Here is a 12,540-nt window from a genome sequence, read left to right on the forward strand (position 1 = left end):
CGGTCAACGGTCAACGGTCAGCGGTCAGGGGTCAGGGGTCAGCGCACAGTGCGCACCAACAACACGGACAGACCGCCGAGAATCCCGAAAACCGCTGAGGTGACGAACAATCCGGTGAAGCCGCCGGTGGCCTCGACCACTGCGGCACCGACCAGCGGTCCGAGTGCCTGCGGTACGGCCATGGCGATGTTCATGATGCCGAGGTCCTGACCGTTGTGTTGCGCGTCGGGTAGCACCTGTGTCGCCAATGCCTGGTCGACGCCGAGGAACGCGCCGAACCCGGCACCGAGAAGGGCTGCGGCGACCATGGTCATCGGGAGGTCGGCGACAGCAGCGATACAGATCGCGGCAGCACCCTGGCACACGCCCGCGGCGAGGACGAAGGGTTTACGACGTCCGACCAGGTCGCTGAGTTTGCCCGACACCAGGGCACTGATGACCACGAAGACCATGTACACCGCTGACACCAGCAGGATGTCGTTGTCGGCGTCGGAGGAGTGAAGTCCGAACTTGAGGAAGAAGAAGAGCAGAGATGTGCCGAGTGCATTGCCGAGATTCACCAGGATGCGCCCCAACAGCGTCCAGCCGAAGTCGGGATGCTCGCGAGGCGAGATCCAGAGTTCGGAGATGATCGTGCGGGGGCTGAGTCTGCCCTTGTCGTGGCTCGGACACGGCGGATCGTTCAGATACAGCACGAACGGTGTCACGCAGACGATCAGCAGGACCGCAAACAGTGCGTATGACGGCAGGAAACCGAGGCCGAAGACCGACACGAGTGCGATGCCGACGATCGCGCCGATGGCCTGCGGAGCCGACACCCAGCTCGACACCACTCCGCGCTGGAATACGGGGACCTGATCACTGATGAGTGCCGTCAATGCCGCCGAAGCAGCACTGAAACCGGTCAGCGCGGCACACCACCCGATGGTGATGGCGACGATGTTGTCGGAGAATCCGAGCGCTAGCAGCCCCGCTGCGAAAAGCGCTGTCCCGCCGACGATCCACGGCCGGCGTCGGCCGTAACGGCTCGTCGTGCGATCCGACAGGGAACCCGTCAGCGGAAACGCGACGAGAGCGAAGACGGCGGAGATACCGGAAACCACACCGAAGGTGAGAACGCTTCGCTGCCAGTTGCTCTCGTCGACGCTGTTTCCGATCTCGAGCCAGTCGTTGATCTGGTCGGGCAGGGTGAGCTGGAACGGTGCGAGCTGTGCGAGCCAGATGCCGAGCCATGACAGGCCGAACAGGCCGATCCATCGGGTGCTGACTCGCTGCCACGGAAGGGTAGACGCCTGGTGCGAGTCGGGTTCGACAGTCACCTCCGGTTGGCCTCGGACTCGGCGGGTGCGGCCAGTGTGACGATGGCGGCCACGAGAAGATCGATGTTGCGGCGCGCGGCCTCGGTGTCGCGATCGGTCAGCCACGAGAGGGTCAACCCGTCGATCGCCGAGGTGACCAGATGAGCCACCTGGGGTAGAGGGAGTTCCCAGGTGATCGACATGCGGTCGCCGAGGTAGCTCAGGGCATCGGCGACGGCGGTCCGATACGTCTGCCACTGCTTGCTCACCGCCGCGCGGTCGTGGCGGATCGCGTGTGTCGCCACCTCGAGCAGCGCGAGCTCGCGCGCGGGGTCGTCCTCGAGCATGCGGAGGTAGCCGAGCATGGCTTCGCACAGGACTTCGTGCAGCGTCGCGTCGTCGGCCACCATGTCGGCGGAGAGGACGGCGGTGAGTCGTTCCTGCTCGGTGATGTGGGCGATGACCTCGTTGATCAGTGCATCGCGTGACGAGAAGATGTAGAACAGGGCGCCCTGAGGCATGCCGGCCTCGCCGACGATCGCTCGTGTGGTGGCGGCCGCGAGGCCGTCTCGGGCGATCACCCGTACGGCGGCGTCGATCAGCGCCTGACGTCTGTCCTCGAAGGTCATTCGGCGCATAGATCCCCCAGTTCACCGCGTGTGGACGCACACCGGGCCGTGGTGTGCGCCTCGGTCCGGTTCGCAGCGCGTCGACTCGAGCATCTCGATTCACGGCCGCAGTCGGTTCCCGTCAGTTGACCATATGGTCAACTGCGGACAAATGTGCGGGATCGACGCGAATTCCGCAACAGGAGGCCGCCGAATTAACCACCGCGCAACGCGGGCACGCCTGCTACCGGGCCGGAAGGGTTCCGGTCCGGTAGCGAGGCCGTGGCAGGTCAGGCGGCTTCGTAGTCGCCGACGCTCACGAGCGTCCCGGCGCGCAGCATCGAGATGATCTCGTCGGCGATGCCGGTGGGATAGCTGCCGTCGGGTGAGCTCTCAGCGGGTGGGGACGTGAACTCGGCGCGTCGTCGGAGAAGTCGATCGTCGACGATGCTGCCCAGATCATGCATGTGGTTGGTGCGTAAGGAGCTCGTTGTTCCCATTGGATTGCTGTTCGGGCGCCATCCGTAGCGGCCCCGGTCCGGGCCGTCGTAAATCTTCTCGGTGGTGAACTGCTCGGGCTTGTCTCCGACTGCGCGGTTGTGGGGACCGCAGGCTGGGGCGAGCTCGTCGATGTCGGTGCGTCCACCACGAGCCCAGTCCTGCTCGGCGTGATGGATCTCGACGTGGCTGAATGGGGCGGGGCAGTCGGGCTTGGAGCAGCCGCCGTAACCGGCGAACAGCATGAACCGCTGTGACTGGCTGGCCAGCCGCTTGGACGTTCCGAGGTAGAGCGGCGCCCCGGTGTGTTCGGAGAAGACGGCCAGGTGCATCACTGACTGTGCCGCGAGCCGGATGAGGTCGGGCATGGGGATGTCGGCGCCGGTCGTGGTTTGTGCGACGCCCGCGTACTCCCGCAGTTGGGTGTCGGAGATCCGCACGATCAGGTGCGGTGGTAGCCCGCGGTGGCTCGCGCCGATGAGCCCGCCGTCGAGGACCGCCTTGAGTAGTGCGCCGAGCGCGTCGTGATTGCGTTGCGCAGGCGTTCGGTTGTCGCGTGCGGCAGCTTCGGTGAGTATCTCGGCGTCGACATCCACACTCGAGCCGGTCGGGGAGGCGTCGTCGTCGGGATTGTTCATGCCGGGCGCCGCCCACGCGGCGAGGACGACGTCGAGCATGGCTCGGGTTGTGGGGTCGAGCGTGGCGAGCAACTGTGACATCGATTGTGCGTCTTGGTTTCCGACGGTCAGTCTGCGTTGACGTTTGCGGTCTTTGTCGTCGGTGATCGTGCCATCAGGGTCGAGGTGGGCGAGCAATCGCGTTCCCGCGGCGATGATCTGGCGAGGCGTCAGCTTCTGCGAGAAGTCGACCACCTCTGCCTCTGCGCGGTTGAGGTCTTCCGGATCGAGGTTCTCGGGGATCTTGTTCAACACCTCGAGAGCTGTGCCGAGGTGCTCGACCCCGAGCGTGCCCTCGCGAAGTGCCGCAGCGAGCTGTGGATACACGGGCGGCTTCTTGTCGCCGGTGATCGTGTAGGTCTCGCAGACGGCTTCCATCGTGCGCATTCGCTTGTATGCGTTGGGGATACGCAGTGGCCCCAACATGAAGTCGCGCAACGAGATCACGCCGACCGAACGGTAAGCGGCACGATCGGAGACATCCATGATCCGATCGTTGCCGATGGAGATCATGCGCCGCACCGCGCGTTCGTGCTCGATGGCCATCGCAGCGACCTCGGCTTCGGGGGCAGTGGTGGTGTCGACCTCGTCGAGTTGATCGAGCAGCGCATGTAGCTGCTCGTACAACGCAATTGGGTTCTGCGCGTGCGGTTCTTGGATATGGACTCCAGCGTCCTCGGCAACCGGATTCTCGGCGCCCAGTGCGTCGTCTCCCGGCTCGTGTGTACCCATCGCCACCCCGATTCGATACGAACAAATGTTCTATATCCAGAGTAGCTCCGCCTCGAGTTATGTCAAGAAGAATTCGGATATTCATCGAAATTATCTGCGGTGCAGCGATATATGCGTCGACGGACGCCCACCTCCTTGACTCTGGAGGTGCCGGACGCGAGGCTGGGTCACATGGTCATCACCGCCGACGACACCTCGGCCTCTCACGCCAGACTCGCGTACGAAACGCTCGAGCCATTCCACGTCCTCGCGTACTTCAATCCTGGACTCACGGCTGCGCAGGAGGACACGGGTCTCGATGCACACGCGTTCTACGTCGGGGCACGCGGGGCGCCTCTCGGTGAATGTTCCGCCCCGGTGGTGGTCTCGTCGTTCTACAACTTCGCGCCCGACCTGATCACGACGGCCTGGGAGTCGGCACGCGCTGTGGGAGTCGAGATGGTCGCGCGCCGTCGCGAGCAGATGCTCGACTCAGTGCTCCGCGACATCCTCGGGGACAAGCTCGATGATCCGGAGATGTCGGCGTTGGCCGAGCGCTACCTCGACATCGCATCGGATCTGCCACTCGGCGGCAGACCTCTCGCAGCCTCCTGGGCCGCCTCCACGCCGCCGGAGACACCACACCTCGCGCTGTGGCATGCGCTCGCCGTACTACGGGAGTGGCGGGGTGACAACCACATCGCGGTGCTCGTGACCCATGGACTCGACGGACTCGATGCGGCCGCATTCCACGAGGCGCAACTGCCCGACCCGTCGATCCGTCGTCGAGTTCTGGGTCGAAAGCTGACACAACTGACACGCGGTTGGTCGGACGACAACTGGGAGGCGTCCGTCGATCGGCTCGTCAGTCGTGGGCTGGCGACGAGAACCGACGACGCGCACCAGTTGACCGAGTCCGGCATGGATCTGTACCGCACCATCGAAATCGAGACCGATGCCGTCACCGGCCAGGCATGGTCAGGTGCAGGCGTCGAGGCTCTGTTGGAGCGAACGCGTCCGTACGTGAAGGCCGTCATCGACGCCGGAGTGCTGCCGGGCACCAGGAAGAAGTAGGTGTTCCGGTACTGCCGAGCGCTTCCTCCACCAATCCCGCCATCAAGGATGTCCGCACGGAGTAGACGTGGATCATGGACGATCTCGAGGCCGTCAAGGCACTGAAGTACCGGTATCTGAGAACTCTCGACACCAAGGACTGGGTCGCTTTCGCCGAGACGCTCACCGAGGACGTCGTCGGCGAGTACGGCGAGTCGCTGTCGTTCGCTGACCGCGACGAACTCGTCGGGTACATGCGCACCTCTGTCGGGCCGGGTGTCATCACCGAACACCGGGTGAGCCATCCGGAGATCCTCATCGACGGCGACACCGCAAGCGGCAGGTGGTACCTGCAGGACCGCGTGATCGTGCCCGCGTTCTCGTTCATGATGATCGGTGCTGCGTTCTATACGGATTCCTACCGTCGTACCGACGACGGCTGGCGCATCTGCTCTACGGGCTACGACCGAACCTATGAGGCGAGCGTCGACCTGCGGGAGATACCGAGTTTCTCCGCCAAGGTCGGACCTGCGGTCGGTTCGGACGCCGGGACGGTCCGGGAAGACGCCGATGTCGGTCACGGTCGTGTTCACTGACAGGGTCGACGCCGGTCGTGTGCTGGGTCCGCTCGTTGCTGACGCGTTGCGGGAGAACGGATTCCGATCTGCCGGCGGGGACAGGCCACCGTTGATCGTCGTCGGGCTCGCCCGGGGAGGCATACCCGTCGGACGTGAGGTGGCCAACGCGGTCGACGCACCGTTGGACGTACTCGTGGTGCGCAAGATCGGCGCGCCCGATCAGCCTGAGTTCGCGATGGGCGCGGTCGCCGCGGGGCAGGTACTGATCACCGACGACGTGCCGCGTCGACTCGGAGTGTCGGCCGAGCAGTTGCGTGAGATCATCGGCGCGGAGAACAAGCTGCGCGTACAACGCGAGAACACGTATCGTGCTGGGCGACAGCCGATTTCGTTCCCGGGCCGTGTTGTGGTGTTGGTCGACGACGGCATCGCGACGGGTGCGACGATGGCCGTCGCCGTGCGTGCCGTGCGGGCGGCAGGAGCCGTCGGTGTCGTCGTCGCCGTACCGGTGGCCCCGCGAGATGCGGTGCACAGATTCGAGACTGACGCGTCCGTCGATCGTGTCGTGTGCGTCGACGTCCCTGCCCCCTTCCGCGCGGTCGGCCTGTCGTATCACGACTTTGGTGAGGTGGCCGACAGTGAGGTCGTCGCCTGTCTCGGTGCATGACCGACTGTGGTGAACCGGGCAGCGCGACGCTGGATGTGGTGCGCTTCGTCGCGCCAACGTCGTGGCATCTGGGGGTGGAACGTCAGTGACGTGTAGTAGACGCGCTTGGCGAGTTCGACGAGCACGAGATAGGCCACCACCATCGAAGCGAGAAAGACGTAGAAGGTCCATGGGAGTACGACGAACCCGAGAATATGACGAAGCGGCGTGAACGGCAGCGCGATGCCGATCGCCACCACCACGAGAACCGAAGCGATCAGCCAGCCGCCTGCCCGACTGCGTAGGAAGGGAATTCGACGTGTTCGGATGGCGAACACGATCAACGTCTGAGTACACAGGGATTCGACGAACCATGCGGTATGGAACTCGCTCGCCCCGGCGTGGAAGACGTGAAGCATCACCGCGAACGTCAAGAAGTCGAACAACGAACTCAGTGGCCCGAAGAACAGCATGAACCGCCTGATCGCGGCGATATCCCAATGTGACGGGGAGCGAAGGAGTTCGGGGTCGACACGATCACTCGGGATCGCGAGCTGGCTCGTGTCGTAGAGCAGATTGTTCAACAGGATCTGGCTCGGCAGCATCGGTAGAAAGGGCAGCAGGGCCGACGCACCGGCAGCGCTGAACATGTTGCCGAAATTGCTCGACGTGCTCATCTGTACGTACTTGATGGTGTTCGCGAACGTTCGACGCCCCTCCGCGACGCCTCGGGCGAGAACCCCCAGATCTTTCCGCAGCATGACCACGTCGGCCGAATCCTTGGCAACGTCGGTGGCGCTGTCCACGGAGATACCGACATCGGCCGCGTGCAGCGCGAGTGAATCGTTGACGCCGTCGCCGAGGAAGGCAACCGATTGCCCGTGTGCGCGCAGAGACGTTACAAGCCGAGCCTTCTGCGCAGGAGTGACCCTGGCAAACACTGTGTATTCACGTGCAACACGATCGAATTTGTCGGGAGGGAGAGCATCGAGTTCCGTGCCGGTGATGGCACCGCCCGAACGCATGCCGAGGTCGTCGACCACCTTGGCGGCCACGACGACGTTGTCTCCTGTGGCCACCTTGACGGTGATCTGCAGTGCTGCGAGCGCGGTGAGAGATTGCGCCGCAGACGCTTTGGGCTTGTCAAGGAAGACCAGGAATCCCTCGAGTGACAGTGCGGTCTCGTCGTTGTCGGTGATAGTGGTGTGGTCTGTGTTGACCTGCTTGGTCGCCACTGCCACCACGCGTGAGCCCTCGGCGAACAGTCGATCGAGCGTGGCCTGGCCGCGCTCGCCGTCGACGCAGCGAGCCATGACCCGTTCCGGCGCCCCTTTCACCACGAGTTGTGCGTTGCCGTCCGTGCTCACGGTGACGGCCGACGCCATCTGCCGGTCGTGGTCGAATGGACGCGTGGCGATACGTTCGTACGACGCAACGGAGTCCGCGACGTGTCCGGCATCGCGCCACAGGGCGGCGTCGAGTTCGTTTCCACCCGCATGTATGGCCGAATCGGTGCCCAGCAGTCCGTCGCGTAGTACTTGGTCGTCCGGTGTCCCGTCGGGAGCGAGCGTCGCGGTCAGCGAGATCTTGCCGTCGGTGAGGGTCCCGGTCTTGTCGGTGAGCAGTATGTCGATATCGCCGAGATCCTCGATCGCCACAAGGCGTTTGACCAGCACGCCGTCGTCGGAGAGTCTGCGTGACCCGGCCGCGAGTGCGGTCGTCACGACTGCGGGTAGCAGTTGCGGGGTGATACCGACAGCGATCGCCAGGGCGAACAACACCGAGTCGATGATCGGTCTGCCGAGGATGAGATTGGCGATGACGATGAAGATGGTGAGGACGATCGCCACTTGGAGCAGGAGGATCGAGAACTTCGACAAGCCTCGCTGGAAAGCGGTCTGCGGTGCCGCCTCGGTGAGTCCGCCGGCGACGGAACCGAACTCGGTTCGTTCACCCGTGGCGACGACGATTCCTGTGGCACTACCGGATTGCACCACTGTCCCCATGTACGCGCAGTCGGAGCGATCAGCCAACGCGGTGCCCGTCGGGACCGCTGAGATGCTCTTGCCGACTGCGGAGGACTCACCGGTGAGTACGCTTTCGTTGCATGCGAGGTCGGTGACGTCGATGAGGCGGAGATCTGCGGGAACGATCTGGCCCAAAGTGAGCGAGACGACGTCGCCGATCACGAGCCCGGTCACGTCGATCGTCGCCGGTTGGCCGTCGCGGATGACTGTGGTGGTGTGGTGGACTCTGTCGTGGAGCGCTTGTGTTGCCCGTGCCGCGCGGAGTTCGTTGAGGAAGCCGAGCAGGACGCTTGCCGCGAGAATCGCTCCGATCACCGCCGCGTCACTGACGTCACCGAGCGCACCTGCGAGCACAGCGGTGACGATGAGCAGGATCATCAATGCGCTCTTGAATTGGTTGAGCAGAATCTCGAACGGATGCACCCGTACGGTCCGCAGCGCATTCGGTCCGTCGTGCTCCAGGCGGGCGGTGGCCTCGTCGGCACTCAGTCCCGTGCGCGAGGTGAGCAGTGCATGCAGCACCTCGTCGACAGAGAGGCATTCAGGGTTTCTCACCGTGCTTGCGGGCGGCATCTCACTGCACCCGCGCCGGTGCGCACCTCGACAGGCTCATCAGAGTACGACTCACGACCAAAAGGGTACGACTGGCTGTGCACCCGGGACAGGTGCGAAGGTCACGGTTCGAGGCCGCGCGGCGCGAGTGCGTCGAACAGCGTGCGCATGCATTCGGCGATCGACAGTTCCGGATGCACCAGCCAGTGTTCATGTGCGGCAATCGATGCCGCTATTGCGGCGTGTCCTGCTGCACGAGCCGCCACGTCCTCGACGTCGCATCCGCGGCGGTTCGCGACGAAACGAGTGACCGTGGTGCGCCACCGGCGGACCACCTGATTGGCCTGTGGCTGGACCGCGGGTTCGTAGAGGATCAAGCGTGCGCGGTGGCGTGCCCAGTCATCTTCGGCTCGGCCGTGGTCGAGCGTGGCGATATACGCCGCGGTGATTGCGGCCCACGGGGATTGGTGTGACGGGGAGTGATCGAGGAGCTGTTCGAACAGCGCGTGCTCGGCTTCCGATTCGACCCAGATCACATCCGCTTTGGTCGGGAAGTAGCGAAAGAACGTCCGTCGACTCACGCCGACAGTCGCCGCGATGTCCTCGACGCTGGTCCGGTCGAATCCGTTCTCGACGAAGAGGCGCTGGGCCTGGGCGGCGAGTTCGTGTGCGCTCGTCGACGCAGGTCTGCCCCCACGGTCGACCGGGGTTTCCCTGTCGGGAAGCGTGCGTCGGCCGTCGGAACCCATGTTCACCATCATGGCGTATCGCCGTCGATCACAGGCGTCGACGTTGCGTGGATCAGCGGAAATCGTGAATTCGTTAAGTTTTGACACAAGGTGTCATATCCTCACGCATGAGAGGCAGATCACACCCGATAGTGCCGATGAAGGAGGAACAGATGAGGACTAGAGCTGCGGTATTGCGTGAGGCTCCAGGCGAGTGGTCCGTCGAGGAACTCGAACTCGACGACCCGAAGGACGGCGAATTGCTCGTCGAGATGGTCGCGCCGGGGCTGTGCCACAGCGACGACCACATCTCACACGGAGACATCACTGCGGGGCACCTCCCCGTGGTCGGAGGCCACGAGGGCGCCGGCGTGGTGCGCAAGGTCGGACCGAACGTCACCGGATTCGAGGTCGGCGACCACGTACTGACTTCGTTCATTCCGTCGTGTGGTCGGTGTCGATGGTGTGCGGCAGGTATGCAGAACCTCTGCGACAACGGTGCTCTGATCATGATCGGCCATCAAATGGACGGCACGTATCGGATGCATGCTGACGACGGGAAAGATGTCGCAACCGTGGGCCTGCTGGGCACGTTCTCCGAGTGGCAGGTCTACGACCAGATGTCGCTGGTCAAGATCGACAAGGATGTGCCACTGGAGGTGGCGTGCCTCGTCGCCTGCGGTGTGCAGACAGGTTTCGGGTCGGCGGCGACGGCGGGCAACGTGCAACGTGGCGACACCGTGGTGATCGCGGGCGTCGGCGGCGTCGGTATGAATGCTGTTCAGGGAGCACGCGAAAGCGGAGCATCGCACATCATCGCTGTGGATCCGGTGGCCGACAAGCAGAAGTGGGCAACGGATTTCGGCGCAACCGAGGCATTCGGTTCGATCGACGAGGCGATGCCGCGCGTCGCCGAACTGACCAACGGTCAGGGTGCCGACGTGGTCATCCTGACTGCGAGCATCGTCAGCAACCAGTTGATCGGACAAGGGCTCGGTGCCGTTCGCAAGGCCGGAACTGTTGTGGTGACGGGTATCAGCCCCGAGAAGGAGGAGGGCGTGGTCCCCGGCTTGAACGCCAACAACCTGGCCATGATGCAGAAGCGAATCCAGGGTGCACTCTACGGTATGAAGTCGCCGCGCGAGGCCATGCCGAATCTGCTCGGCATGTACCGCGCCGGCAATCTCAAACTCGACGAGCTGATCACGCGGACCTACACCCTCGATCAGATCAACACGGCGTATGACGACATGCGCGAAGGCCGCAACATTCGCGGAGTCATCCGCTTCGGCTGATCCGAATCCGTTGGTGCGTCGGGTCTCCGGCGCACCAACGGACAGCTCGAGGTCTCTGTGTTCGGCCGGCGTGGCCGGTCAGGCGACTTCCTGGCGGGAAGCACGCGTTTGTGCGATGAAGACGACGATGCCCACGGCCTCGAGGATCACCGCTCCCCACAGTGCAGGTCCTACGCTCTGTGCGATCGCCGCTCCGCACAGAGCGCCAACCAGAAAGGCGACCACCACGACGGCGGTCGCGAGTGCTGCCCGGGCCTGGGCTGAGGAGCGACCGCGGACGAGGTCGGCGACGGCTGACACGAAGCGCATCAGATTTCCCGTCGTTGCAATGCTGACGAACGAAATGCCGCCCGCCGTGCGAAACAGTTCGAGACGCAGTCCGCCTACGAACGACAGTGGGATGACGAACAGCGCTGCGGGCGCGCCGGCAGGTAAACACGCCAAGACGACGAAGACGAGGAGTTGGAAGACGAGCACGGCTCCGAGCGCCCGCGACGGCAGCGAGGGAGCCAGAGTGCGCAGCACCTGTGCGACAACGAGTCCCACGAGGTAGGCGAGCAGTGGCCAAGCAAATTTCGCCCACTCGTCGCCCTTCACCACACCCACTGCCAGAAACACCACGTTGCCGGTTTGTGCGAATCCGAAGACCTGATGGCGGAGGTACAGGAACGCGTCGATATAGCCCGCGACAGCGGTCATCAGCACTGCGCTGGCGATGCCGATTTCTCCGCGCGGGAGTACGGGAATGCTGCGCAGGTAGGCCATCAGTTGTCCGTCCCTCGGTCGGTGTGCGTCATGAGAGTACCGACGGTTGGACGGTGGACGCGCGCGCGAACCGTCGACGTGTCATGGCGAAGGCTCTGCCTGACCTGGTCAGACAGAGCCTTCGGTAGACGAAGCCAACGGTGCGTCGCCTACCGTGTGCGCCGATTCGCGCCCTTTTCGTTGCAGTCGGGGAGGTTCAGGAGATCACTGCGAATCCGGCGCCCCAGCTGATCTTCTCCGCGCTTGCGAGCGTGAGCTGGAGGAATCCGAGGGACTCGAGTTCACGGGCGCGCTTGAGGCTTCCGGCGTCGACGGCCTTGAGGCCGCCCTCGGTGACGAGCCCGATCAGCAGATCTTTGGCGGCGGTGTCGTCGCCGGCGACGAGGACGGTTGTGGCCTGCCCGGAGTCGCCGACCGTCCCGGAGTTGAGGGTCGCTGCGAATGTGGTGTTGAAGGCCTTGAGAACCCGGGACTCGGGCAGCTTGGCGGCCAACTCTGCTGCGGCACTGGAATCAGCGGGAACCACGAGAGAGTCAAAAGTGGTGAAGTTCAACGGATTCGTGATGTCCACAACCGTCTTGCCCGCAAGTTGGTCGGCGCGCTCGGTCGCGATGACGTCGAGTTGCGGGTACGGTACAGCGAGCACGACCAGTTCGCCGGTGATCGCTGCCTTGTCGCCGTTGCCGATGATCTGAACGTTGGCGCCACCATCGCCCAGCACGCCGGCAATCGCCTGGCCCATGTTGCCGTTTCCGAAAACCGTTACCTCGGTCATGTCTCTGGATCCTTCCACTCTGGGGGTCCTGTGCGGCCCTTCTTCTCATCCCAACCGTAGGCCGATCGGCACTCTTCCAGGGTGAATCGTAATGACGCACAGATCACATAAACGGACCGTGGTCCGATTACGGTAGCGGGAAAGTCGCAGCACAGACCGTCACCGCGCCTAGGTGGTCTGTTGGGTACCCGCGTCGGCGAAGCATGTCCGTAGTGCACGTTGATGGAAAGCATGGCAGCTCAGTGCGATGAGGGGCGAACTGAATGCAGTTTATCAGCGCGAAGCGTTGTGATCTTTCCTCGAGATTGATTTGGTGAAATGTCGATGTT

The 12,540-nt window shown here is 63.9% G+C and carries 11 protein-coding genes; 4 read left to right on the top strand and 7 right to left on the bottom strand.

Going from position 1 to position 12,540, the window contains the following annotated elements; genetic code table 11:
• Positions 1–38: 38 nt before the first annotated feature.
• From LK459_RS11315 to LK459_RS11325, 3 genes are all read right to left on the bottom strand, one after another.
• Positions 39–1,319 carry an MFS transporter gene (locus tag LK459_RS11315; protein WP_007238046.1) on the bottom strand — a complete coding sequence of 427 codons (1,281 nt, stop codon included), beginning with the start codon at positions 1,317–1,319 and terminating at the stop codon, positions 39–41.
• Complete coding sequence (locus tag LK459_RS11320; RefSeq protein WP_007238047.1) at positions 1,316–1,927, bottom strand: TetR/AcrR family transcriptional regulator; 612 nt, start codon at positions 1,925–1,927, stop codon at positions 1,316–1,318. The genes LK459_RS11315 and LK459_RS11320 overlap by 4 nt, the downstream gene beginning before the upstream one ends.
• Before the next feature lie 269 nt (positions 1,928–2,196).
• Positions 2,197–3,813 carry a DUF222 domain-containing protein gene (locus LK459_RS11325; RefSeq protein WP_227923421.1) on the bottom strand — a complete coding sequence of 539 codons (1,617 nt, stop codon included), beginning with the start codon at positions 3,811–3,813 and terminating at the stop codon, positions 2,197–2,199.
• A gap of 171 nt (positions 3,814–3,984) precedes the next feature.
• Here LK459_RS11325 and LK459_RS11330 point away from each other — a divergent pair, with 171 nt between their 5' ends.
• The 3 genes from LK459_RS11330 to LK459_RS11340 all read left to right on the top strand — a co-directional run bounded on the left by LK459_RS11330 (position 3,985) and on the right by LK459_RS11340 (position 6,090).
• Entirely contained in the window at positions 3,985–4,866 is an 882-nt protein-coding gene (locus LK459_RS11330) for an SCO6745 family protein (RefSeq protein WP_227923423.1), read from the top strand.
• Positions 4,867–4,940: 74 nt separating this feature from the next.
• Complete coding sequence (locus tag LK459_RS11335) at positions 4,941–5,441, top strand: nuclear transport factor 2 family protein (protein ID WP_007238050.1); 501 nt, start codon at positions 4,941–4,943, stop codon at positions 5,439–5,441.
• Entirely contained in the window at positions 5,416–6,090 is a 675-nt protein-coding gene (locus LK459_RS11340; RefSeq protein WP_227923425.1) for a phosphoribosyltransferase, read from the top strand. The genes LK459_RS11335 and LK459_RS11340 overlap by 26 nt, the downstream gene beginning before the upstream one ends.
• On the opposite strand, the gene mgtA is transcribed toward LK459_RS11340, so the two are convergent.
• Entirely contained in the window at positions 6,036–8,669 is a 2,634-nt protein-coding gene (mgtA, locus tag LK459_RS11345) for a magnesium-translocating P-type ATPase (protein WP_227923427.1), read from the bottom strand. The genes LK459_RS11340 and mgtA overlap by 55 nt on opposite strands.
• Positions 8,670–8,770: 101 nt before the next feature.
• Positions 8,771–9,397, bottom strand: a complete 627-nt coding sequence (locus tag LK459_RS11350) for an acyl-CoA-like ligand-binding transcription factor (protein WP_051997900.1) — start codon at positions 9,395–9,397, stop codon at positions 8,771–8,773.
• Positions 9,398–9,549: 152 nt separating this feature from the next.
• Between LK459_RS11350 and LK459_RS11355 the strand changes: the two genes are divergently transcribed.
• Positions 9,550–10,671 carry an NDMA-dependent alcohol dehydrogenase gene (locus tag LK459_RS11355; protein ID WP_227923428.1) on the top strand — a complete coding sequence of 374 codons (1,122 nt, stop codon included), beginning with the start codon at positions 9,550–9,552 and terminating at the stop codon, positions 10,669–10,671.
• A 78-nt stretch (positions 10,672–10,749) separates the two neighbouring features.
• On the opposite strand, the gene LK459_RS11360 is transcribed toward LK459_RS11355, so the two are convergent.
• Positions 10,750–11,436 carry a DUF1275 family protein gene (locus tag LK459_RS11360; protein WP_227923430.1) on the bottom strand — a complete coding sequence of 229 codons (687 nt, stop codon included), beginning with the start codon at positions 11,434–11,436 and terminating at the stop codon, positions 10,750–10,752.
• A 196-nt stretch (positions 11,437–11,632) separates the two neighbouring features.
• A complete protein-coding gene (locus tag LK459_RS11365) occupies positions 11,633–12,211 on the bottom strand; it encodes an NADPH-dependent F420 reductase (protein ID WP_227923431.1) in 579 nt (192 codons plus the stop codon).
• Positions 12,212–12,540 lie beyond the last annotated feature (329 nt).

This window comes from Gordonia otitidis (assembly GCF_020735545.1).
GTDB lineage: Bacteria > Actinomycetota > Actinomycetes > Mycobacteriales > Mycobacteriaceae > Gordonia > Gordonia otitidis.

Coding starts and splice junctions, on each gene's coding strand:
- LK459_RS11330 (WP_227923423.1), top strand. CDS start 3,985: ATGGTCATCACCGCCGACGACACCTCGGCCTCTCACGCCAGACTCGCG.
- LK459_RS11325 (WP_227923421.1), bottom strand. CDS start 3,813: ATGGGTACACACGAGCCGGGAGACGACGCACTGGGCGCCGAGAATCCG.
- LK459_RS11360 (WP_227923430.1), bottom strand. CDS start 11,436: ATGGCCTACCTGCGCAGCATTCCCGTACTCCCGCGCGGAGAAATCGGC.
- LK459_RS11340 (WP_227923425.1), top strand. CDS start 5,416: ATGTCGGTCACGGTCGTGTTCACTGACAGGGTCGACGCCGGTCGTGTG.
- mgtA (WP_227923427.1), bottom strand. CDS start 8,669: ATGCCGCCCGCAAGCACGGTGAGAAACCCTGAATGCCTCTCTGTCGAC.
- LK459_RS11350 (WP_051997900.1), bottom strand. CDS start 9,397: ATGGGTTCCGACGGCCGACGCACGCTTCCCGACAGGGAAACCCCGGTC.
- LK459_RS11320 (WP_007238047.1), bottom strand. CDS start 1,927: ATGACCTTCGAGGACAGACGTCAGGCGCTGATCGACGCCGCCGTACGG.
- LK459_RS11335 (WP_007238050.1), top strand. CDS start 4,941: ATGGACGATCTCGAGGCCGTCAAGGCACTGAAGTACCGGTATCTGAGA.
- LK459_RS11355 (WP_227923428.1), top strand. CDS start 9,550: ATGAGGACTAGAGCTGCGGTATTGCGTGAGGCTCCAGGCGAGTGGTCC.
- LK459_RS11365 (WP_227923431.1), bottom strand. CDS start 12,211: ATGACCGAGGTAACGGTTTTCGGAAACGGCAACATGGGCCAGGCGATT.